Origin of the sequence: Levilactobacillus koreensis JCM 16448 (assembly GCF_001435525.1) — a bacterium.
In the GTDB taxonomy this organism is placed as follows: Bacteria; Bacillota; Bacilli; order Lactobacillales; family Lactobacillaceae; genus Levilactobacillus; species Levilactobacillus koreensis.
The window spans coordinates 1-22,005 of the sequence record NZ_AZDP01000110.1; the positions used below are offsets into that span (position 1 = coordinate 1).

At 52.9% G+C, this 22,005-nt stretch carries 17 protein-coding genes; 11 read left to right on the forward strand and 6 right to left on the reverse strand.

What is annotated here, in order from left to right; genetic code table 11:
• Nucleotides 1-10 precede the first annotated feature (10 nt).
• The 4 genes from FC99_RS10015 to FC99_RS10030 all read right to left on the reverse strand — a co-directional run bounded on the left by FC99_RS10015 (nucleotide 11) and on the right by FC99_RS10030 (nucleotide 2,843).
• On the reverse strand, nucleotides 11-559 hold the full coding sequence (locus tag FC99_RS10015; RefSeq protein ID WP_048732711.1) for an NUDIX hydrolase: 549 nt from the start codon (nucleotides 557-559) through the stop codon (nucleotides 11-13).
• A gap of 68 nt (nucleotides 560-627) precedes the next feature.
• Nucleotides 628-1,266 carry a DUF421 domain-containing protein gene (locus tag FC99_RS10020; protein WP_048732709.1) on the reverse strand — a complete coding sequence of 213 codons (639 nt, stop codon included), beginning with the start codon at nucleotides 1,264-1,266 and terminating at the stop codon, nucleotides 628-630.
• 5 nt (nucleotides 1,267-1,271) lie between these two features.
• Nucleotides 1,272-1,718: a DUF3290 domain-containing protein gene (locus tag FC99_RS10025; RefSeq protein ID WP_048732708.1), complete on the reverse strand. Its 447-nt coding sequence runs from the start codon at nucleotides 1,716-1,718 to the stop codon at nucleotides 1,272-1,274.
• Nucleotides 1,719-1,955: 237 nt separating this feature from the next.
• Nucleotides 1,956-2,843 carry a helix-turn-helix domain-containing protein gene (locus tag FC99_RS10030; RefSeq protein ID WP_048732707.1) on the reverse strand — a complete coding sequence of 296 codons (888 nt, stop codon included), beginning with the start codon at nucleotides 2,841-2,843 and terminating at the stop codon, nucleotides 1,956-1,958.
• Between the two features lie 105 nt (nucleotides 2,844-2,948).
• On the opposite strand from FC99_RS10030, the gene FC99_RS10035 reads away from it, so the two are divergent.
• The 6 genes from FC99_RS10035 to FC99_RS10060 all read left to right on the forward strand — a co-directional run bounded on the left by FC99_RS10035 (nucleotide 2,949) and on the right by FC99_RS10060 (nucleotide 12,366).
• Nucleotides 2,949-4,289 carry an MFS transporter gene (locus FC99_RS10035; RefSeq protein WP_048732705.1) on the forward strand — a complete coding sequence of 447 codons (1,341 nt, stop codon included), beginning with the start codon at nucleotides 2,949-2,951 and terminating at the stop codon, nucleotides 4,287-4,289.
• 99 nt (nucleotides 4,290-4,388) lie between these two features.
• Nucleotides 4,389-5,723, forward strand: coding sequence for a dihydrolipoyl dehydrogenase family protein (locus tag FC99_RS10040; protein ID WP_048732703.1), 1,335 nt, complete (start codon nucleotides 4,389-4,391; stop codon nucleotides 5,721-5,723).
• Between the two features lie 490 nt (nucleotides 5,724-6,213).
• A complete protein-coding gene (locus FC99_RS10045) occupies nucleotides 6,214-6,411 on the forward strand; it encodes a hypothetical protein (protein WP_048732701.1) in 198 nt (65 codons plus the stop codon).
• A 373-nt stretch (nucleotides 6,412-6,784) separates the two neighbouring features.
• Nucleotides 6,785-7,957 carry a cation:proton antiporter gene (locus tag FC99_RS10050; RefSeq protein ID WP_048732699.1) on the forward strand — a complete coding sequence of 391 codons (1,173 nt, stop codon included), beginning with the start codon at nucleotides 6,785-6,787 and terminating at the stop codon, nucleotides 7,955-7,957.
• A 154-nt stretch (nucleotides 7,958-8,111) separates the two neighbouring features.
• Nucleotides 8,112-9,743, forward strand: a complete 1,632-nt coding sequence (locus FC99_RS10055; protein ID WP_156166888.1) for an ATP-binding cassette domain-containing protein — start codon at nucleotides 8,112-8,114, stop codon at nucleotides 9,741-9,743.
• A 457-nt stretch (nucleotides 9,744-10,200) separates the two neighbouring features.
• Nucleotides 10,201-12,366, forward strand: coding sequence for an amidase family protein (locus tag FC99_RS10060; protein WP_082153176.1), 2,166 nt, complete (start codon nucleotides 10,201-10,203; stop codon nucleotides 12,364-12,366).
• A 144-nt stretch (nucleotides 12,367-12,510) separates the two neighbouring features.
• Here FC99_RS10060 and FC99_RS10065 read toward each other — a convergent pair whose 3' ends face one another.
• Nucleotides 12,511-12,828 (reverse strand): hypothetical protein, encoded by a 318-nt coding sequence (locus FC99_RS10065; protein ID WP_048732696.1) that lies wholly within the window; start codon nucleotides 12,826-12,828, stop codon nucleotides 12,511-12,513.
• A gap of 176 nt (nucleotides 12,829-13,004) precedes the next feature.
• Here FC99_RS10065 and FC99_RS10070 point away from each other — a divergent pair, with 176 nt between their 5' ends.
• Both FC99_RS10070 and FC99_RS10075 read left to right on the forward strand, forming a co-directional pair.
• Nucleotides 13,005-13,466, forward strand: coding sequence for a hypothetical protein (locus FC99_RS10070; protein ID WP_048732694.1), 462 nt, complete (start codon nucleotides 13,005-13,007; stop codon nucleotides 13,464-13,466).
• A 95-nt stretch (nucleotides 13,467-13,561) separates the two neighbouring features.
• Nucleotides 13,562-14,089: a GNAT family N-acetyltransferase gene (locus FC99_RS10075; protein WP_048732693.1), complete on the forward strand. Its 528-nt coding sequence runs from the start codon at nucleotides 13,562-13,564 to the stop codon at nucleotides 14,087-14,089.
• Between the two features lie 337 nt (nucleotides 14,090-14,426).
• On the opposite strand, the gene helD is transcribed toward FC99_RS10075, so the two are convergent.
• Complete coding sequence (helD, locus tag FC99_RS10080) at nucleotides 14,427-16,733, reverse strand: RNA polymerase recycling motor HelD (protein ID WP_048732690.1); 2,307 nt, start codon at nucleotides 16,731-16,733, stop codon at nucleotides 14,427-14,429.
• 869 nt (nucleotides 16,734-17,602) lie between these two features.
• Between helD and trpS the strand changes: the two genes are divergently transcribed.
• The 3 genes from trpS (at nucleotide 17,603) to FC99_RS10095 (ending at nucleotide 21,991) form a co-directional block, all read left to right on the forward strand.
• Nucleotides 17,603-18,622, forward strand: a complete 1,020-nt coding sequence (gene trpS, locus FC99_RS10085) for a tryptophan--tRNA ligase (RefSeq protein WP_048732688.1) — start codon at nucleotides 17,603-17,605, stop codon at nucleotides 18,620-18,622.
• A 20-nt stretch (nucleotides 18,623-18,642) separates the two neighbouring features.
• Nucleotides 18,643-19,563 (forward strand): Ppx/GppA family phosphatase, encoded by a 921-nt coding sequence (locus FC99_RS10090; protein ID WP_048732686.1) that lies wholly within the window; start codon nucleotides 18,643-18,645, stop codon nucleotides 19,561-19,563.
• 1,171 nt (nucleotides 19,564-20,734) lie between these two features.
• Complete coding sequence (locus tag FC99_RS10095) at nucleotides 20,735-21,991, forward strand: hydroxymethylglutaryl-CoA reductase, degradative (protein WP_048732683.1); 1,257 nt, start codon at nucleotides 20,735-20,737, stop codon at nucleotides 21,989-21,991.
• Nucleotides 21,992-22,005: the final 14 nt, after the last annotated feature.

Genomic DNA, 22,005 nt, shown 5'->3' on the forward strand with positions numbered 1-22,005 from the left:
TACCCAGGGCTTATAGCCCTCGAGAAAACCACCCGTTCAACGGGTGGTTTTTATTGAGGTGTTCCCACGCACGGCGAAGTTCTAGCGAGTAGGCATTAAAGCCAATTTGTTTCAGATGACTATGGGCCACGGTTGGGGAAAAGAAGGCGGCCCGCTGAACCTCCGATCGTTGGAGGGTGAGGTTGTCTAGTGGGGTGGTCGTTTCAAACGCGAACCACGCTTCGATCCAGTGACTGTAGGGACGTAACCAATAATTATTCGCCGCGGTTACTGGCAGGTCCAGTCCCAACTCCTCGTGCATTTCGCGGTGCATCCCAGTTTCAATCGTCTCGCCAGCGAGGACGGACCCACCAACCGAGCAATCCCAACAACTAGGGAAGTTCAGCTTGTCCGCCGTTCGTTGCTGAAGGAGGACCTGACCATCTGGGTGAAAAATGAACGCGTTGACCACCAGGTGGTACTCGCCTGGATGCAACGTTTCCTTCCGTTGGCGGTGGCCCACCACCTGTAATTGCCGATTATAAATATCCCAATGTTCCGTTAACCGATCTGCAGCCATTATGGCCACCACCTTTCTTGAATTTAGTGTATCACTTTTGCAGTGAGTAGTTGTGGGAGGAAACCATTTTACGCCGCGTCATAGCGGGTGATCTCAAACTGATGATTTTCGTATTTTGCCATGTAAACGTCGCGAATGTTGGCCACGCCGTGTTGTTTGAGTTGGGCAAGTAGCCAGTCCTCGTCATGGTCCATGAGCTCTAGCACGTCGTAGTCGATTTGCCCGTCGACGACCACTGGGTAGCGAATGGAGCCCTCGCCTTGACGCAGAACGGTTAGACTTCCATTCTGTTCGACGATGGCCCGCTTGACCTCGTTGATTTGATAAACGCCGGCAGTTCGTAGTTTGAAATCGATCTCTTTAGCCGAAAGGTTGGCTTTAAGGCAGTTGTGCACCAACAGCTCACCGTTACGGATGACCGTGATGGGTCCACCGTCGATAAACTTACCGATCGTCCGCACGTGAATCTTCAAGTAACGGGTCACTAGAATTAGCAGCGACCAGATCAAGAGGACGATGACAAATTGAATTAGAGTGACGGCCGAGTTGTAGATAACTCCGCCGACAATGCCCCCTAAGACGTAGTTCTGGACCTGATCGATGGCCGAGGTGGGGGCGAGATTTCCCTTGCCGGAGAAGTTGATCAGCAAGGTCATAAAAATAAAACCGACGAGCAATTTAATGGCGACATCTGAATAGACAAACATATCTGCTACTCCTTTGTAAGCGTGACTTTCGGGTGATGTAAATTAACTTTCTCCAAGACGTAAGCTGACCCATCCGAGTTATAGTCCAGACGGTAGTAACCTTTAGGCGTCTTGAAAAGAAGGTTATTGTTGGTCGTGGTGGCGTTGACCGCTAAGTCGGCCGGCTTAACGGCAAGTTGCTTAGCGACCTGTTTCACGGTTGCCGTAATTTCGCCGGTCTGTTCCGTGGCCGAGCGCAATGAGACCAAGCTGTTAATTTGAAATCCCAGGGTTAGCAGGAGCAACGTGCCACTAATAATACTGAGGTCTTTATACTTCACGTTCCAGCGGTGCCGCAGATAGTAAACAAATAATCCGATAAAGATGATCAGTAGGGCGATGATTAAGCCAATTCGCGCGTACTGCCAGGTATTGTGATGTTGTGTCAGGTAACCATAAGTATAGAAAGTCATCGACTGCCCCCTAAAATAGTTTCTGAGGTTTATTTTATCACAATCGTCGTGTGAACTGTTTACACAACGATTGCTGGCAAGATGTGGTGGCAATCAGCGTCTGACTGATTACCGAATCTAGACTGAGACGGTGTAGCCGCAAGCTTGAAGCCGCAAAAGGCCCGAGGCTTTAAGCTTGGTTTTCTGCTAGACCGACGAGAAAATTACTGCCGACTTAGCGTAACGTCGCGCCTGAATTTATTTTTTCTCCAACGCAAGATGATACCTTTTCGCTTGTTGCTGCCATGAGGCTAGTATGGCACGGATCCCCGGGTCAATCGGTGCCACCTTTATCTGACGAAGCAAGCTTGCCTGCTTGTCCGCGGTCGATGGGTTGCCAAAGAACCAGGTCCAGATGCATAGACACAGCTGAAGCGTCAGATTGCCCTCACTAGTCAGCTGTTCCAGATGCCCGCTCATCATTTCGGCCTTGAAATCCCGCGCCTGGTCATAGTCGCCTTGACCGAGGAGCACTTGCAGGGCCACGAGGTCAAACGATAGTCGCAGGTCCATCACGTGAAAGGGGTCAGTCAGCTCGGACACGTAACGGTTACAGCTTTGGTGCATCTTCCGAATCGTTTCCGGGACGGCGGCATTCTTGAACCCAATCAACGCCATCAAAATTGGTCCCATCCGAATTTCCTGAAGCGTCCAGGACTTCGTGTACATAATCTGTTGCCACAGCCGCTCCATATCGGGGGTCAACGTGGCGTGGCGGTGACTATAGGCCGTCAGGAGGACCGCCGCAATCGTAGCCATCCGCCGCTCAGCGGGATTCTTACTCTGACCGTAACGTTGTGCCAAGTGACTAAGTTGAGGAAAGTTTTGCTGGTCGTACGCCGCCATGACCTGACTACGGAGAATCTCGCCGTCGTCGGGGCGGTAGTCATTTTGAATGAAGCGAAATTCATCTGCGGAGACACCCAGCCGCTCTAAAATATCGAAGAGTTTCGTCGCCGTGATGTCATGATCGCCGCTTTCTAGGCGAGTCGCAAACGACCGGGAGACGATGCCTGAATAGACTTCTTTTTGCGTCAGCCCCTTTGCCTGGCGGATTTGTTTGATAGTCGTGCCGAGTTCTTCCATGGAAAATAGCCCCCTAAGTGATGTGGCAAATTTGCCCCATATTATACGGAACTTTTGATGAGAAATCAATTAGAATTAGATTAATAACTTAGAGGGGGAACCGTCATGGAAGTTCAAATTACCAATCGGCAGTCCGTGATTCAAATCGTTCGGGCAGCCAGCAGCGATATCATTAGTACCTTAGGCGGTGACACCTTTGGCTTTGCCTTAGGTCTCATGCTTTTACACACCACTCATTCGGCATTGAGCTTTGGGCTGGGAGCGATCATCTACCCCATTGTGGGGCTTTTATTGATGATGCCCGTGGGCAACCTAATCGACCGTGGGCACCACAAACCACTGATTTTAACCAGTAAAGCCTTGGATATTGGCGCATACATTGTCTACGCCCTGTTAGCCGACCGGGTCGCCAATCAAATGTTACTTGCCATCTTGGTCTTAACGTTTATTGCTTGTTGCGACAAGGTCACCAATACCGGCTTCACCGCGTCAATTCACGAACTGGTCAATGATAACCATATCAAGACGTTGGCGACCATCGAGCAGGCCGCAACTGCCGGTATTCAATTGATCTCACCGGTGTTGGCTGCCGCGTTGTACGGCATGATCGGCTTTGACGGAATCGTTCGGGTTGAAATTGCCGCCGAAATTATTGTCTGGCTGATTACGTTGTCCATGCGGTTCCACCCGCTGAAGGCCGCCGAATCGGCAACCACCAGTCTGGTAGTTGATGCTGAGCAAACGGATCAACCAGCTCAGGCGCCGCAATCGGCAACTGCAGGAACCGACTCGCAACCGGCCCAGACCCAGTGGCAATTATTCAAGGTTGGCCTTCAATACATTTGGAATCGCTTTACGCTTCGTTCCGTGGTCGTCATTGGGGTCTTCTTGAACTTTCTGTTCAGCTCGGTCGATGTGGGCTTACCGTACGCCATCGTCCAGACTCGGCACATGAGTAATGCGAGCCTGAGTGTGGTCATGAGTGGATTTGCCGCCGGTATTTTAATCGGTAATCTCATTTTGTCGATGCTACCAACGTTCAAACGCGTTCTGCTGACGATTCTGCGCTTGTCGCTGGTGGTTGGCGGGGCAATCTTCGCCCTGGGAATCCTGTTCATGAGTACCTTACCCGACAACCAATTGGTCCTGATTTTAGTCATCTGGGCCCTGCTGGTCGGATTGACGCTAGCCTTCGTCAACACGCCAATGTCCGTCTACATGCAAATGACCGTCCCAACTGAGCTGCTTGGTCGGGTCGGCTCGACGTTTGGCACGCTGATGCAGCTGGCTGTTCCCGTGGGTACCGCGGTTTACAGCCTCCTCTTCCAGCACATTTCGTCTGGGCCCGTCTACGCCATGACTGGCCTTGTCGTGTTGGTCTACATCGGCTTTAACCTCCTGCGGGTGCAGCAAAAATTGGCAACTGGCAAACAAATTGACGATTGATTTGGCCTTTCCGTGCTAGAATCAAAGGCGTACTCAGTGAATGGATGATTGCGAATTGATGTACGCTACCCATTTCACACGGAAAGGAAGGGTCAATGTATGCAAGAGTTTGATATCGGCATTATCGGTGGGGGTCCCGGCGGTTTAGCGGCTGCTTACGGTCTCCACGCGCGGGGGATGAACGTGGCCGTGGTCGAAAAGGACCTCTGGGGCGGAACGTGTCCAAACCGTGGTTGTGATCCCAAGAAGATTCTGATGGCCGCTGTAGAGGCTCAGGGCCACAGTGAGGCATTGCAGGGCCATGGCTTGACAGGAGTTCCCCAAATCGATTGGTCGGCACTGATGGCCGCTAAGCGAGCTTACACGCAAAAGATTCCAAGTGGCACGCAAGGTGGGCTTGAAGCGGCCGGTATCGCTAACTTTCATGGCACCGCGAGCTTTAATGCCGATGGCACGCTGATCGTTGGGGATGAGCAACTGAATGCAGCCAATTGGATCATTGCGACTGGCCAAGAACCGCGTTTACCCAAGATCGATGGGCAAGAGTGGCTTCGGACCAGCAATGAGTTCCTTGATCTCGACAAACTTCCGCAAGACATTACTTTGATGGGAGCCGGCTTCGTGGGTGTTGAATTAGCGGCAATCGCTAACGCTGCGGGCAGTCGTGTCCACCTGGTCCACCACAATGCGCGGCCACTGCGGGCGTTTGACCAGGACTTGGTCGGTGATCTGCTTGACCGGCTACGGGAAAATGGCGTGGATGTCAAATTGGATACGGACATCACAGCCGTTGCCCCGGCCGATGACCAGTATCAAGTGACCACGGCAACCGGCGAGACGTGGACGACGGGCTTAGTCTTTGCGACGGCTGGTCGGACACCAGTCTTGGCGGACCTGCACTTGGACCGCGTCGACGTGGCAACGACCACCCATGGCATTACGGTCAACGGGCGTCTACAGTCCTCAAATCACCATATCTTTGCGGTGGGGGACGTGGTCGACCGGCCACAACCCAAGCTGACGCCGGTAGCCGGATTTGAAGGCCGCTACCTGACGGAAACGTTGACGACCTGCGATTCACCGGCCATTCAATATCCAGTGATTCCAGCGGTGGTCTATGGTAAGACCCAATTGGCTCAGCTAGGCGTCCCAACCGTTCAAGCGGAAGCGCAACCAGAAAAGTACAAGATCAACGACTTGGATTTGACGCATTGGTACAGCTACCAACGGATTCAGGACCCCCACGCCCGTATCAAGGTGGTCGTCGACAAGGCAACCAATAAGATCGTTGGGGCGGCAGTGCTGAGCAGTGAGGCGGAACAGGTGATCAATTACCTGGACTTCGTCATTAGTAACCAGCTTGGTATGGACGATATTAACGCCACCATCATGGCCTACCCAACCCTGGCCTCAGACCTCACTTACTTCAATTAGGAATGGTGAGGTCGTCTTCGGCAGACAGGAACTCCACCCGGTGGGGCAGACCTGGGGCCTGAGAAGCGGTCCTCAGGGCGACTTTGAACCTCAAAGCACGAGTTTCAAAGCTCGGCCAGTGCTCTAAGCCCGGCAAGTTCGGCCGGACTAAGAGCACCCACACGGGGTTCCGTCCCTGTCTGCCTACGACTGTGGTCCATTGGAGTTGAAGTGTTTAGACCGTGTGTTGGTAGTGGTCCAAGCAAACCAATCAATAAAGCTAGTGTCTTAATCTTTTTTTGAAAAGTGTCTGCCACCATCGCTTTATTGATGGTGGTCAGACACTTTTTCGTTGTTAAGGGAATTATGGGGGCACTTCAATTTTTACCACGACCGAGATTGTTAAGTCGCCCGTTCAATCCGCTTGAAAATGATTCTTGTACACGGACTCTTTACATACACGTGTTAAGTTGTAGCTGAACTGGCGGACACCGCGAATGGGGGGAGCGTTATGGGGATCAAATTCTGCAAGCATTTCTACGGCACGTTTTCATTTTGGCTGGGACTTTTTCTGTTTTTACCCGCGGCAAAGTGGCTGATGGTCTACCCGCATGAGGACTTGGGGGATTTCACGATTAATATTATCGCCATCGTTTGGGGATTGATCGCCATGCTCCGCGCACTAATTCAAGCGAAGGATGCGGACTAGGTAAGAGTTGATTGAAATTGGCTGAGTTCTGTAGTGACTAGGACACTGGGGGCAGTGGACTAGTCGCCTTTTTAATTGATAAATTAAAGGTTGAAAGTTCCAAAATACCAGTCATGCCTGCTCTAGCAACAACAGTGAGACTAAAACTAGGCAACCTGGTGGGCCCTTCGCCTTACCGGCCGGCAGATATGGGCTGGATCGGGGCGAACACAACTTGAAGCCTCGAAAGAACCGAGCCTTCAAGATTGGTTTTCTGCTAAGCCGGCAAGAATTCCTGGCAGCCGCAGTCGGTACTTCCCCAAACCCACTAGTGATTGTTTCCGGAATTTGGCGTATCATGGGCCTATTAATATTTTTTAAAGGAGGAGTCCGCGTGGCTTTTTTGGGAACACTCTGTTTAATTTTAGTACTGACGACGCTGGCGGGGAACTTTGCCAACCGGCTGGGCGTTCCGGCCGTGATCGGTGAGCTGCTGATCGGCATTATCATTGGGCCGGCCCTGCTCAATTGGGTTCAACTCAACAGTCTCGTCAGTCTGTTCGCCGACATTGGGGTCGTGATCCTGATGTTCTTGGGCGGGCTCGAAAGTAATTTACAACTCTTAATGAAGTACCTCAAACCGGCCATTGTGGTGGCGACTTCCGGGGTGATTTTCCCCATTGTCATGATGGGACTGGCCTCTTGGTGGTGGGGGTTCACGCCGCTCGAGGCGCTGTTTATCGGCGTCATCTTCTCGGCAACGTCGGTCTCCATTTCCGTGGCCGTCTTGAAGGAGTACCATGCGCTCTCCACGCGTGAGGGCGCGACGATTCTGGGCGCCGCGGTGGCCGACGACATCATGGGGGTCATCCTGTTGTCGCTGATGATCAGTTTGCTGGCGAGCCAAGGAATTCAGGCAGCGGGCAGTCAACCGGCACTGGGCCTGGTTTTACTCGAGCAGGTTGCGTTTTTTGGCGGAACCTACATCGTGGTCAAATGGATCGCACCGTACCTGATGCATTTGAGCGAACGGCTAGTCATGGCGTCCAGCGTGACCATCATGTCGATGGTTATCTGCCTGAGCATGGCGTGGCTGGCGGACATTGTCGGGCTGAGCGGGGCAATTGGCGCCTTCTTCGCCGGCATTGCCGTGGCGCACACGCCGTACAGAGCGGTCTTGGCCGACCACGTGGAGCCGTTGGGAAATGCCATCTTTATTCCCGTTTTCTTCGTGAGTGTCGGGCTGAACATGACGCTGGACCACTTGGCGGACAACCTCGGCATCATCGTGGGCTTAACGGTGCTGGCCTGCCTGGCGAAATTGCTGGGCTGTGGTCTGGGCGCGCGGTTGAGCGGCTTTGACCTGAAGAGTAGCACCGTCATCGGTACCGGGATGATTGCCCGGGGCGAGATGGGACTGATTACCGCGCAAATTGGTCATCAAGCTGGTCTGCTCGGTGGGGCGGACTATTCCGCCATGATTTTAGTCATCGTCTTGGCCACCATCATTGCGCCGTTGGTGTTGAAACAGGCGTTGAAGGCCATGCCCCAAACGGCTGCTGAATAACATTGAAGTTGAGAGAAGGTTCGCTAATTTGGCGAACCTTCTTTTTGTAAGGGCCTTCCATTGAATCTTATTACAAAAAAGTTAGAGTATAATCATTTAAATGAGAATACTATAATCGTTGTGGTATTTGAAATGAGAAAGTGTGGCGACAAGCGTGCGCAAATATATTTTTCAGCATCGCGGCGAAGTAGGAATCGTGATGTTTCTGTTAATGGTGATTGAGGCATTGACGGTCTTAGGGTCAGTCCTCAGCGCCAATCTGTTGAACGCGCTGATCAAAAGTCAATTAAATCCCTTCTTACTGGCGGTCGGTCTACTGATGCTGGATTGGATGGTGATTGCCGCCCTGAATTACGGGGCGTCCATCTATCAGGAAAAGGTCATTCAGAACATCGACATTTCCATTCGGCAAGATTTGGCCGATATTTTAATTGATAAGGACTACGAATCCTACAATTCACGGGGGACGGGGGTCTATGAGTCCTGGGTCAACAACGATATCCAGACCATCAACGTGCAGGGACTCCAGAACTTTTTCACTGTCGTTGAAGGCATCTTTGGAACGGTCTTTGCGTTGTTCACACTGATTGCCTACCATTGGAGCTTGGCGTTATCGGCACTGATTTTAGCCGGGCTGATCATCATGGCACCCAAGGTTTTCGATAAGCGCATCATGCGGGCCAACACACAGCTGACCCATCAAAATGAGGCCTTCGTCAACCGGACGCAGGACGTGATGGGCGTGTTCAATCTGCTTTACGCGTTTCAGGCGTTGCGGTTGCTGAAACAGGGCATCGTTTCGGCATCCCAAGCGCTTAAACAGTCCTACGTCAATCAACGGCGCGCACAGAGTAGTGTGCAGGTCGTGGGATTCCTGGGCAACGTTATTTCTCAGGTCATGCTGATGGGGTTGACGGGAATCCTAGCCATGATGAAATTGGTCTCGATTGGGACGCTGAGTGCCGTGAGCAGCCTGTCAGGGAATATTTTCAACAACCTCGGCAACATGAGTACCTATCTGGGAATGATTCGGGGCGTGGCACCCATCTTTGAAAAATTTGAGCTGGAACGCGAGAAGTTCCCAGCAACGGCCGAACCGACAGAGATGGCGGTTGCCACAACCGCCATAGTGCCAGACATGATTCGGGTCCGCGACTTGAGTTTTGGCTACCACGCCGACCAGCTCATTTTACGGCACGTGAACTACAACTTTGAGCAGGGCAAGAAGTATCTGATCTTGGGCGAAAGTGGCGGTGGCAAATCGACCTTTCTGAAGGTGCTGACCGGCTATCTGACCAACTATACCGGTGAGATTCGGCTGGCAGGCAAATCACTCAGGGACTACTCGGCGAATCAGTTGGGACAGCAGTTGCTGTATTTAGACCAACGACCGCAAGCGTTGACGACTACGGTGCGGGAAAACTTACAACTGGCCGATAGCTATAGTGATGACGAGCTCGTGGCGGTTTTGTTGGCCACCAAATTGTGTCCGGACCGAGAACGCGCTGAAGCCTTTCTGGACCAAAACGTCGGGGCTGGTGGCAGCGACTTGTCCGGGGGTCAGCTCCAACGGTTGGCGTTAGCCCGAGGCCTGCTCCGGCATGTGGGCGTGATCCTGCTGGACGAAGGGACATCGGCGGTCGACACCGCTAATGCCGTGAAGATTGAGCGTGACTTGCTGGAGAACCCGGCACTGACGCTGATTATGATTAGTCATACGCCGCATGCGGAGACTCAAGCGTTGTTTGATGAGACGATTCAGTTTGCAGAGCTTAATGGGAAATAGACCATAATCGGTGGCATCACCAACTAACCTGATAAAGGCGAGATGGAAATGTCACCGATTTTTTTATATCGACAGAAAAATTGGCCTTTGAAAATAAGTTTGAAATAATGAAAACCATAAATGAATACGTAAACGCTGTTGTCATCACTAGTCCAAGGGTTGAGATAGTTTTGAATGAGGGGGGTGGTCGACTACTTGCGGGATACAAGTGGCTAGTTAAATAGATTACGTATAATTCTGATAACTATATGGTTATTGAAACCGAGAAATAAGCGTTTTCATCCACGCTAAAATCCTGTACTATGGGATGTGAGGTTGTGTTTTGCGAGGGATAAGTGGCTGACGACTAGTGAACAACAGTAATAGTGTGGTTACTATGCTGTTTGAGAAGAAGGCGACAGTTACTAGGCCAGTTGCAAAATGCAAATTAGGTTGGAAAAGGTTGGAGGAAATTTGGATGAAGCAAATCAAGTTTAGTCATTGGTTAAGGACTAAAGCGGTGTTAGCAGCTGTGGTGGCCGCAACCATCGTGGGCGGCGCCATTACCGGTGTGAGCGCCAGTGAAACCAGTGTACATAGTACCAGTAGTCCTGCCACCATCACGACGACAGCCACGGCCAAGCCGTTAACGCTGTCGCAGTACGAACACGCCACAGCGACTCAGCTCGCGCAGATGGTGCGGGACGGCAAGGTCACCAGCCAACAGCTGATTCAGCTGGCGATGACCAAGGTCAAGCAGGATAATCCGCAACTGAACGCCGTGATCACCATGCGCGAGGATAAGGCGCTGGACGAGGCGGCGGCCATGAAGGATACCGGCCAGCCGTTCTATGGCGTGCCCATTTTGATTAAAGGTTTGGCGCAGGAGTTGAAGGGCGAGTCCGCGACGCAGGGTCTGCCATACTCTAGCACGCGCATCGCATCGTATACTAGACCGTTCGTGGCCCAGCTACAGAGTCTCGGCTTCGTCGTCATTGGGCAAACGAACTATCCCGAATTGGGACTGACCAACATCACGACCTCTAAGCTCTATGGCGCGGCCAGCAATCCATGGAACACCGCCGATAATCCTGGTGGCTCTTCCGGTGGTGCGGCGGCAAGTGTCGCCGACGATATGGTTCCTCTTGCTACCGGGAACGATGCCGGTGGGTCGTTGCGAATTCCAGCGTCCTGGTCCGGTGTGATCGGCCTGAAACCATCCGCGGGGATGATCAAGGGGGATAGTGCCACCAGCACCATGGCAAGTTTCGCCGAGACCAAGAGCATGGCGGACACCCAGACGTTATTTGACAATATGCTGAGCGGTAAAGTCACGGCCGAAGCCGCCCCAACGGACCTGAAGTCGGTGACCATCGCCTACTCGACCAAGTCGCCCGTGGGCACGCCGGTCAGTCAGGATGCTGTGAATGCGGTCACTCAGGCCGTGTCCTTCCTGAAGAGTCAGGGCTTCAACGTCAAGCAGGTCGACAGTCCGGTCGATGGCAAGGCCTTAATGCAGGCCTACTACAAGGGCGCAACGTCCAGCGGATTTTCCGCTAACTCTTTTGCCAGAGCTGCTTACAAACGTGACCTCTTGCCCGATGATGGTAGTATCATGACTTATGCCCTATTTAAAGCCAGCCAAAAACTGACCGCCCCGGACCGCGCCAGCTATGCTAGTGTGGTCGCAACGGCTAAGCAACAGATGGCGGACTTCCACCAGAAGTACGGGCTGTACCTCACGCCGACGACGGCCACTACGGCGCCAAGTAATGCCGATCCGGCCTATTTGCCAGAGTACGTTGAGAAGATGCGCAATATTGCGTCATTGGATAGCAAAGATCAGATGCAGTTGATTTACGATGCTTGGCTGCATGGGCTTAGCAAGACACCGTTTACCCAATTGGCCAACGTGACCGGCGAACCGGCAATCAGTTTGCCAACGTACGTGAGCGCCAGCCGGATGCCATTAGGGATTCAGCTGGAAGCCGCCAAGAACCAGGACCGCCTGTTGTTAGCGATGGGGAATCTCTTCGAAAGTAAGCACCAGTTGAAGTTCTTGGATAGTCAGTTGACAAATGGGAACACGACTGGCAATGAGACCGGGACCCCAACGGCGCCAGCAACACCCGAGACGTCAGCATCGAGTGAGTCGAAACCAGCAACCTCAGAGTCCAAGCCAACGAAACCGGTGACACCAGTCGTGGCGCAGGCGCCAAAGGTCGTTTACGCCAAGGGTGCGTTGAATCTGTATAAGGATGTCAATCTGACCCAGCGTGTTCACCATTACACGGCTAGGTCGCGGACCCATAGCCGAACGTTTAGGACGCTTGGTGTGGCCTTTGCCAAGAACGGCGCGCAACGTTACCGCGTTAAGGGCGGTTACATTACGGCCAATGCGAAGTTTGTGGCGTCACTCTACTACCTGCAGAACCCTAAGCGTGTCCGGGTCATCGGGCAACACGGTATCTACAGTTATAAGCAAATGACCTTTAAGTCCAGTCAACGGGTTCGTTTGATCAAGAAGGGGCAAGTCTTGAAAATCAAGGCCATTCGCTTCCACGGTCAAATCCCCCGGCTAGAGCTCACCAACGGCCAGTTCATCACAGCTAATAAGCAGTTCGTGATTCAAAGTAAAAAATAAGTTGTGTTAGCTGGTCGCACTGCAACGCTTACTCGTTTGATGAGCAGGCCGCGAAGCCTTATGTGCAGAATTTACAATAGACACTAAGTATGAAAAAGGCCCCAAGATTGGTATTTTTAGCCAATCTTGGGGCCTTGATAGTCGTTAAGAGATGATACCGAGAAACATTAGCCAAGTCCAGAGACCGATGATCAGCCAGATGCCGTAAAAAACAATCAAGCTACGGCGCAGAACCGACAATTGCCGCCAGCCGTGTTGCCGCCAACTAAAAGCGTAGATGGCCAGCATGACCAGACTTAGCCCGCCCATCAGTAGGCTCCCACCGAGAACTAGGACGTCGGGATGGGATGAATCGTGTTCGGCCATCCCGAAACCGCCCGCAATGAATAAGATGATGGGTAACAGCAATAAAAGCACATTGAGACTCCCCTCAATGATTAACTTGCGTTTCGTTATTTGCATAAGCGACCTCCCCAGGTAGTTTCAGCATAGCACGAAAGGCTCGAGGAAAATAGCGGAATTAAAACCGGTCATTCCTAATTTGACAGGAGTTACCAGTTCGTCTTGATTTCTGCGGCCAAGTCGCGTAACTTTAGGGGAGCAAGAAGAACACAGCATTTCCTGGGGAGGAAAATGATTTGAAGAAACCAATTTTTTTACTGAGCTTAGCGGCGATTACGTTGGGGCTAGGTGCGACTAGTCTGACGTCAGCACAGGCCGCAACCTGGCATCGGGGAACACCCAAAGCCTTGCGACGCACGTGGATCTATAACGGCCATGGGGATAACAAGGCGTACATCACATACGGCAAGTCAATTAGCACGGGCAACCTGTTTGCGCTGGATGAAGCCAGTCATCACTACTACCGGTTGCCCGGTTACGGCTTGAAAAAACTGAAATACCAATCGTTGGGCCACCACGTTTATCGGCTATCCGGTATTCAGTATTCGCCCAAGGACAGTCAGGTTCAGTTCGACGGACAGCGCTTGAGCTACAAGTTGAAATTGACGAAGAACCACCTGCATTTTTACAAAGGCTATCGGAATTACGACCGCCACGCAAAATTCGCGACGATGAAGACGCCTAAGGGATTGGAATAATAGTGTTAGAAAGGACTTACGACCAGTGTAGGTCCTTTTTGCATTCACGGAAGGTGTTCCCTGCTATACTGAGTAAAAATAGGAGATGATGACGAATGAAGGTCACACTAAAACCGTTGACCATGGCCGATGCACCGGCATTTTGGCAACTAGCTTATGGGGATGAAGCTGCCGCCTGGACGCAGTGGAATGGGCCGTACTTTCACGACCAACTGCCGAGTCGTGAGCAGTTTCTAACGAAGATTGCCCCAACGAAATTCATCGATCAACCAAACCAACGGGTCATCTGGGTCGACACGGAAATGGTCGGTAGCGTGTCTTACCATTACGCGGACGGCGACCTGCGGCGGTGGCTGGAAGTGGGCATCGTCATTTACCGCCAAGATAATTGGCAACAAGGTATTGGCAAGGACGCACTGACCCAATGGATCGCTCAGGTCTGGTCCCAAACGACGCTGCCCCATCTTGGACTGACGACTTGGTCGGGCAACACCCGCATGTGCCACCTGGCCGAAAGCATTGGCTGGCAGGAGGAGGGCCGCATTCGTCAAGTTCGTTATTGGCAAGACAAGTACTGGGATTCCGTCAAGTATGGCTGCTTGCGCGAGGAGTGGCGGGGATGATGAGAAGAAATTGTTGAGGCTTGCAATACATGGGCTTTCCGTATAAGCTCAAAAAAATAGCGTCGATGTCTATCTGTTAATTTGTCAGAGGGCATCGACGCTATTATTGTTATGGAGTTATCTTGGCTCTTTTAAAATACAATCAGAGCCGGAGGAGGCCAGAACGAAGCCAGCTGTGTCGGCGATGTTTGTCGGGGTTCTTTCCCGACTTACTTCGCGGGTCGACCTTGGAGACACGTGGGTTGTGTGGCTTCAAGTCGAGGTGGAAACCTGGTCTTTAGGTTGGAACCGACCCCATAGCAGGCGTAGTTCTGGCAGCCGCAGGCGGAGGTATGCTTTAATTCTGGAATTCGTGTTCGATCGTTAAATCGGCCTGGGGAATCTTGTCCGATGCAATCAGTGGGGAAGCCGCCCCGATGCTCAACAAGGTCAAGTGGTGCATGGCCCGCGACGCAATCGTGTAGAGTGTCCCGGTCAATTGGTCGTCCGGATAGTTTTCGGCGGAAACGTTGTAGGCAATGACGCTGTCGAATTCCAACCCCTTGGCCAGATAGATCGGCAAAACCACGATGCCCTTAGGCAGGGAACGGTCGGTGTCGGTCAGTCGGGTCAAATCGAACTCGGCGTGGAGCTCCTGGTAGACGTACTTGGCTTCGGCTGTACTCTTAGTGAGAATCGCCACGGTTCCGTTGGTGGCGAGCTCCAGCCGCAATTCGTGGGCGAGCGCCTTAAAGGCCGACTCGTTGTCGTAGCGAATGACCACCTTAGGCAGGTCACCCGGCCGATTGAAGGCCTCAATTTGATCACCATCGGGCAGAAGGGCCTTGGCAAACGTGGTGATGGGCAACGTGGAACGATAGGAGCGCCGCAACGTGATCAGCCGGGACCGTTTGACGTTTAACGCGGCATCCAACTTTTTCAGAATGGATTCCGGTGATTCTACCGCCTTGAAGAGGGCTTGTTCACTGTCGCCGAGAAGGGTCAGTTTGGCCCGCGGAAAGGCGTGTTGCAGGTAGATCAACTGGGCCATCGAGTAGTCCTGCATTTCGTCGACGAAGAGGTGTTGCATCCGGTGGTTCGCCCCGCCACCTGCGAGAATGTCGCGCAGGTACAGCAGGGGTGCGGCGTCGGTCAACGCGAGCTTATGGTATTCAATGTCGTGTTGGTAAGCGTCGATGACGGTTTGCCAATCGGTGGCCGACACGTCGTCGGGCAGGGGACACTGCTTGAGAAAGGCGGTGTATTGCGAGTAGGCGTCCAGAAAGTAGCCGTTGTAAATGGCATCGTCGACTTGCCGCAGTCGGCGCCGGACGATTTGACGGGCGATGAAGTCGATCTCATCGTCGAGCTGTTCAAACTTGCCCAGATGCTTTTCGCCTAACAGGTTGTGGTAATCTTCGTCACTGAGTTGATCGATGGTGTCGCGCACCCAGTCAGCCTTGGCTTCCTCGTGAATCCGGTGCTTGAGCCGTTTTTCCAATTCATTTTTTGTCCGAAGAAAGCGGTCGGCCGGTGCCGTGGCGGCTGGAAACTGGCTATAGATGTCGCGAATTTCTTCCTTATCAAAGAAGACGCGACCCTTGAACCGAATGTCCGTGAACTGTAGCTCGGCTGGCGAGACCTGGTGACAATAGTCATTGACGGCTGTCATCATTGCGGCACTCTCACGAAAGTTACGGAGCGGTAAGTTGACGGGCGTTTGCTGGTCTTCTTCGTAGCGTTCGAATTGCGTTTGCACGTTGAGGCCTTGGAACCGCTGCGTTAAAAATTCGGCCAACGTGACCTGCCGCATGTTTCGTTCCCCTAAGCTGGGGAGAACGTCACTGATGTAGTGGCTGAACAATCGGTTGGGCGAGAAGAGGACGATTTGGTCGGCTTCCAGGTCACGCCGACTGTGATAGAGCAGAAAGGCGATCCGCTGTAAAATGGCGGACGTCTTGCCGGAGCCCGCGACCCCCTGGACGACTAGCAAGTCACTTTTGGTGTCGCGAATAATGTCGTTTTGTTCGCGCTGAATGGTCGACACGATGTTTTGCATGGTCGCGTCATTTTGCTCACCCAGAGCGTGTTGCAGCATTTTATCGCCGACGGTCTCATTGGTGTCAAACATGCTTTCAATTTGGCCGTCTTGAATCAAAAATTGGCGTTTCTTTAAGAGGTTGGTTTCTTGGTCGCCAGCGGGCGTGCTGTAGGCAACTTCGCCGAGCACCCCGTTGTAATAAATACTGGAAACGGGCGCACGCCAGTCGTAGACCAGGAAATTCTGGTCCTCGTCAACGAATGAGGCGGTCCCAATGTAGAGGGATTCCGGTTGAGATTCACCGGGGTCTTGAATGTCGATGCGGCCGAAGTAAGGGGACTTTTGGAGTTCCTTATAGGTATCTAATTGGCCCTCGATGATGTTTTGGTTTTCAGTCAGCCGAGAAACCAAGGCCCGTTGTTGTTGCAGCTCGGCACTGGTTTCGATTCGGTCATCGACTTCAAACCAGTTGACCGAGGTGTTTTCACTATAGTTCTTTAACACGTTGCGCAGTTCTTTGTGGGCGGCCGTGTAGTCGGCGACGGTCTTGTCGATCCGCTCGCCAATCTGGTCGGCCACTTGGTCCACACGCTGTTGTTCCTCTGCTTGTTCGCTGGTGGTCAAATTGACCGCCTCCTTTTTTCAAATTCTGTTTAAGTTCAAATGGTGCGTTGATGGTTCACCTGCGGTTGCCAGACGCCACGCTGTGGGGACCGACCGAAGCCTGTGGGGCGGTCTTCGGTCTCGAGTTGAAGCCTCGAAAAGCGAGTCTTCAACTCGTCCCGTGATGTAACCTAGCGAAGGACACTAGCTAACATCACCGACACAGCGCTCTGTCTGGCATCCTCCGGCTTGGGTAGTGTGTAAATTTGACCGTTGGTGTGGTGCCGGTCAATTGTGAGTGCTGCCACGGGAGTTTTCGTTGACGCATAGCGGCCAGCATCCATCTGGTATCGACACGTTTTGATTAGCCTGACAGATTAAGACTCAAATGCTATGGCAATATGACATACTGCTTATAGAAATGCCACATTTACATCGCTTGATATGGTGAGAATCAGTCTGAGCAGGCGGAATCCAATCCCTGGCAGCCGGAGTGCGACCAGCCCCAGCAATTTTGCAGTCACTTCAAGTCCTAAATTGCTTAACAAGTTTAGTCATATTCGGGGGCAGTGTCAATCAATCCTACCGCTTTTGACCGAAATAAATCTTCTGGGGGCTGACAGTTTACATCGGACGCAAAAACCGCTAATATAAAGGAATAGGGACTCGAAAAAAGTAGGCCAATAGCAGAGAAAAACCGGCAGTGCTGAAACGGTTTTATGGTCGAAATGGGTCGAGTTAGTTTCATTTAACCGATAACTAATTTTATCGCGGCGTCTCCGTTAACGACAAAAGTGGTGGCTAAAATGGTCACAATTTAGGTGGTACCGCGCATAAGCGTCCTATTGGCATTGGCCAATGGGGCGCTTTTTCAGAAAGGATGAAAAATATTGAGTAAAAAACACGTTATTTTAACTGGGGACCGACCAACGGGTAAGTTGCACATTGGACACTACGTTGGCTCATTGAAGAACCGGGTCGCTTTGCAGAACACCGGTGACTACGACACGTACATCATGATTGCAGACACGCAAGCGCTGACCGACAATGCCCGGGACCCCGAAAAGATTCGCCACAGCCTGTTACAGGTCGCTTTAGACTACTTAGCCGTGGGCATCGATCCTGCCAAGTCAACGATTCTCGTTCAATCTCAGATTCCAGCTCTGAGCGAATTGACCATGGCTTACTTGAACTTGGTCAGTGTTTCGCGGTTGAACCGCAACCCAACGGTCAAGGCCGAAATCAAGCAGAAGGCCTTTGGCGAAAGTGTCCCAGCTGGTTTCTTCATTTACCCAGTTAGCCAAGCTGCCGACATCACGGCGTTCAAGGCCGACACGGTTCCCGTTGGTGAAGATCAAGAGCCAATGTTGGAACAAACCCGTGAAATCGTGCGGACCTTCAACAATGTTTACGGCCAAGAAATTCTGGTAGAACCCGAAGGCTACTTCCCACCAAAGGGTCAAGGCCGGATTCCTGGGTTGGATGGTAACGCCAAGATGAGTAAGTCCCTGGACAACGCCATCTACCTCGGTGACAGCGAAGACACGATCCAAAAGAAGGTCATGTCCATGTACACCGACCCCGAACACATCCACATAGAAGATCCTGGTCACATCGAGGGCAACACGGTCTTCACGTACCTCGACATTTTCGCTGAAGACAAGGAACACGTCGCCGACTTGAAGGCACAATACCAACATGGTGGCCTTGGAGATGTTAAGATCAAGCGATACTTGAATGAGGTCTTACAAGCCAAATTACAACCGATTCGCGAACGCCGCGAACAATTCGCTGCCGACGAGGGTGCCGTTTATGACATCTTGAAGCAGGGGAGCGAACGTGCGAACCAAGTGGCTACGCAAACCTTACACGAAGTACGCCACGCAATTGGTGTGGATTACTTCGGCTAAGTCGAAATGGGGGATAGACAATGCAAAATTTAGCCATTGTTGATTTGGGGTCAAATTCGGTCCGCATGGCCGTCAACGAGCTGCATGACGACGGCACCTACCGGGAAGTTAACCGGGTCAAGGTCGACAGTCGTCTATCAGAGGGCATGGGGCCCGAAAAGATTCTCCAACCGAATGCGATGGACCGCACGATTGCGGCCTTAAAGTCGTTTCGGCCCTATTATGAACAACTTCCCCATCTTATCGTCCGGGGGATTGCGACGGCGGCGGTGCGTCAAGCCCGCAACCGCGATGATTTTTTGCAGCGCGTGGCCGAAGCGACCGACATTCAGCTCGAGGTCCTGTCGGGCGACCAGGAAGCCTACTACGACTACCTAGGGGCCGTCAACCGGTTGAAAATTAAGGACTGTCTCCTTTTGGATACCGGTGGGGCTAGTTGTGAACTGGTCCACGTGAAAAATAGTCGTGACGCTAACCTGATCAGTGTGCCATTTGGTGCGGTCAATCTGTCCGAACAGTTTCATCTCGACGACCAGGTCACGGCCGTTGATCTCTTCTCCGCCCAAGTCTTTCTGCGCGAACGGCTCCAGGATATCTGGTGGCTAAATGATGCGAAGCACCTCCCGCTGGTCTTATTAGGGGGCGCGAACCGGACGTTGGCCCGAATGAACCGGCAACAACAGAAAATTCTGCACGTGGAAAATATCCACGGTTACCGACTGACGACTGGCCAAGTCATGAAGACCTTTGAACGGTTGTTGGAAGTACCATTGGCTGAACGGCGGCGGATCTCTGGTCTGGAGCCGGAGCGTGCGGATATTATTATTGGCGGGATGTTGCCGCTGGTGACGTTGTTACAGATGCTGGACTCGGATAGGGTCATCTTCTCCGAAAGCGGCGTCCGCGAAGGCATCATCTCGGAATACCTGAGTCAACGGTAACCTTGGTGTTGCCGTTAGTCGCCTGCGGATGCTAGGTACTCCATCCGTGGGGCAACCTCTGAAGCCTGGAAAGCGGTCTTCAGAGGCGCCTTGGAGCCTCGAAGTGCGAGTCTCCAAGCCGTCCCGTGGTGTAACCTAGCAGAAAACGCTAGCTAACACCACCGACACGGATTCCGTACCTAGCCTCCTCCGGCTCCGGCAACACCGGTTACCAGTGACTAGGTCTTCCGGTGGCCTTTCGCTACCTGGTGATGTGTGTGTTGGTTGGGGACTGGTTTAGTAACTGTGGGGTTTCGCCTGCGGCTGCCAGACGTCATACTGTGGGGACCGACCGAAGCCTGTGAAGCGGTCTTCGGTCTCGGTTTGAAGCCTCGCAAGACGAGTCTTCAAGCCGTCCCGTGCTGTAACCTAGCAAAAAACGCTAGCTAACAGCACCGACACAGCATTCTGTCTGGCCTCCTCCGGCTCCGGCAACACTGGTTACTGTTGGCTAGGTTTTCCAGTGGCCTTTCGCTACCTAGTGATTGTTGGTTGGGGGATTGGTTTAGTGACCGTGGGGTTCGCCTGTGGCTGCCAGACGCCCATGCTGTGGAGACCGACCGAAGCCTGGGAAGCGGTCTTCGGTCTCGGCTTGAAGCCTCACAAGACGAGTCTTCAAGCCGTCCCGTGCTGCAACCTAGCGGAAAACGCTAGCTAACAGCACCGACATAGCATTCTGTCTGGCCTCCTCTGGCTCCGGCAACATTGGTTACTGTTGGCTAGGTTTTCCAGTGGCCTTTCGCTACCTAGTGGTGTGTTGATTGCTAGAAGTCTCGTTAGTAACAGGGATGATCCTTACTATATTGATGGAATACCGATGTACAATCTGGACGATTCATCGTCAGACTCACTAGTCGGGAAACCTATACAGCGAGTCGACGAAACCAGTCACATTGTTTTAGAGCAAATGTTGCCAAGCCGGAGGAGGCCAGGGATGGAGCCAGCTGTGGAAATAGAGGTAGCTGTAAGCTACCTCTATGGGCGACTTTTAAGACACGTGTTTCTCGTGGCTTAAAAGCGAGCGAGAAGCCTGGTGTTCTTCCAGGCTGAAGCGTCCCCACAGCAGGCGGAATCCCTGGCAGCCGCAGGCGACACACACAACATTTCAGTAAACGAGAGGAGTCGATGGCCAATGACGGCTTTTTACCGGTTACCTTATGGGGTACGGCGCGACCAGCTTGCCCGTGCCAGCCACTTGACGGTGGCGCAGTTGGCATTGCTGGCGCAGCACCGGCAGGCCACCGATGAGGATTTAATTGAAAACTATTTAACGACTTACGGTTTACCCGAGGGTGTGGCCGTCAACCTACGCGTCAATGGGCGCGACGTTGTTGTGCCCATGGTGACCGAGGAGCCGTCAGTGATTGCCGCTGCCAGTAACGGTGGGCGGTTGTTGACCGGCGACACCGGCATCACCACTACGATTACTCGGCGGGAGTTGATGGGGCAGATCGTGTTTAGTCACGTTCAGGACCCACAGCGCTTGCAGGTGTGGCTGGCCAGTCATGAGCAGGAACTCCTGCAGGTGGCCGACGCCGCACATCCCACGTTACTCACGCATGGTGGGGGCGCGCGGTCCCTCCGTGTCCGCATTTTACCGCCTGATTGGGTCTCTTTAGACCTGTTTATCGACGTAGGTGAGGCGATGGGAGCCAATCTAGTCAATACGCTAACCGAGGCCGTGGCTGCTAAAATCAAGGCGTCCCTCGACGTGGATATTTTGATGAGCATTCTTAGCAATTACGCCACCCATAGTCTGGTTACGGCGAGTTGTGCCGTGCCAGTCGATCAACTAAAGACCAAGACGATTGCCGGTGCCGGCGTGGCTCAGCGCATCGCCGAAGCCAGTGACTATGCGCAGGTCGACCCGTATCGTGCCGTGACTCACAACAAGGGCATCATGAACGGCATTGACGCCGTGGTGCTCGCGATGGGGAACGACTGGCGGGCCGTCGAAAGTGGCGTGCACGCCTACGCTAGCCGCAATGGCAGCTATCAAGGCCTCAGCCGCTGGTGGGTCAGCGCCGGGATTCTCCACGGTGAGCTGACCATCCCACTAGCACTCGGCTTTGTTGGCGGGGCGACCAAGGTATTGCCGCTAGTCAAGATAAACCAGCAGCTCGCCCAGGTCGATAACGCCCGCGACCTCATGGGTATCACAGCCGCCGTGGGGTTAGCGCAAAATGTGGCGGCCCTGCGCGCACTGGTGACCGATGGAATTCAACGCGGCCACATGTCGTTGCAACGTAAGTCACTGGCGCTGTCCGTGGGGGCGACTCCCACGGAATTACCGGCCGTGACACAGCGATTGGCACAATTTAAGCAGCCGACCACGGCCCAAGCAACGGCGGCCCTGCGTGCTGTTCGTCAAGCAAATTTAAAGAAATAGGTGAACTTAAAATT

What these genes read in the sequence shown, in the direction of transcription:
- FC99_RS10015 (WP_048732711.1), bottom strand. Translation starts at nt 559, where the DNA reads ATGGCTGCAGATCGGTTAACGGAACATTGGGATATTTATAATCGGCAA.
- FC99_RS10020 (WP_048732709.1), bottom strand. Translation starts at nt 1,266, where the DNA reads ATGTTTGTCTATTCAGATGTCGCCATTAAATTGCTCGTCGGTTTTATT.
- FC99_RS10025 (WP_048732708.1), bottom strand. Translation starts at nt 1,718, where the DNA reads ATGACTTTCTATACTTATGGTTACCTGACACAACATCACAATACCTGG.
- FC99_RS10030 (WP_048732707.1), bottom strand. Translation starts at nt 2,843, where the DNA reads ATGGAAGAACTCGGCACGACTATCAAACAAATCCGCCAGGCAAAGGGG.
- FC99_RS10035 (WP_048732705.1), top strand. Translation starts at nt 2,949, where the DNA reads ATGGAAGTTCAAATTACCAATCGGCAGTCCGTGATTCAAATCGTTCGG.
- FC99_RS10040 (WP_048732703.1), top strand. Translation starts at nt 4,389, where the DNA reads ATGCAAGAGTTTGATATCGGCATTATCGGTGGGGGTCCCGGCGGTTTA.
- FC99_RS10045 (WP_048732701.1), top strand. Translation starts at nt 6,214, where the DNA reads ATGGGGATCAAATTCTGCAAGCATTTCTACGGCACGTTTTCATTTTGG.
- FC99_RS10060 (WP_082153176.1), top strand. Translation starts at nt 10,201, where the DNA reads ATGAAGCAAATCAAGTTTAGTCATTGGTTAAGGACTAAAGCGGTGTTA.
- FC99_RS10065 (WP_048732696.1), bottom strand. Translation starts at nt 12,828, where the DNA reads ATGCAAATAACGAAACGCAAGTTAATCATTGAGGGGAGTCTCAATGTG.
- FC99_RS10075 (WP_048732693.1), top strand. Translation starts at nt 13,562, where the DNA reads ATGAAGGTCACACTAAAACCGTTGACCATGGCCGATGCACCGGCATTT.
- FC99_RS10090 (WP_048732686.1), top strand. Translation starts at nt 18,643, where the DNA reads ATGCAAAATTTAGCCATTGTTGATTTGGGGTCAAATTCGGTCCGCATG.
- FC99_RS10095 (WP_048732683.1), top strand. Translation starts at nt 20,735, where the DNA reads ATGACGGCTTTTTACCGGTTACCTTATGGGGTACGGCGCGACCAGCTT.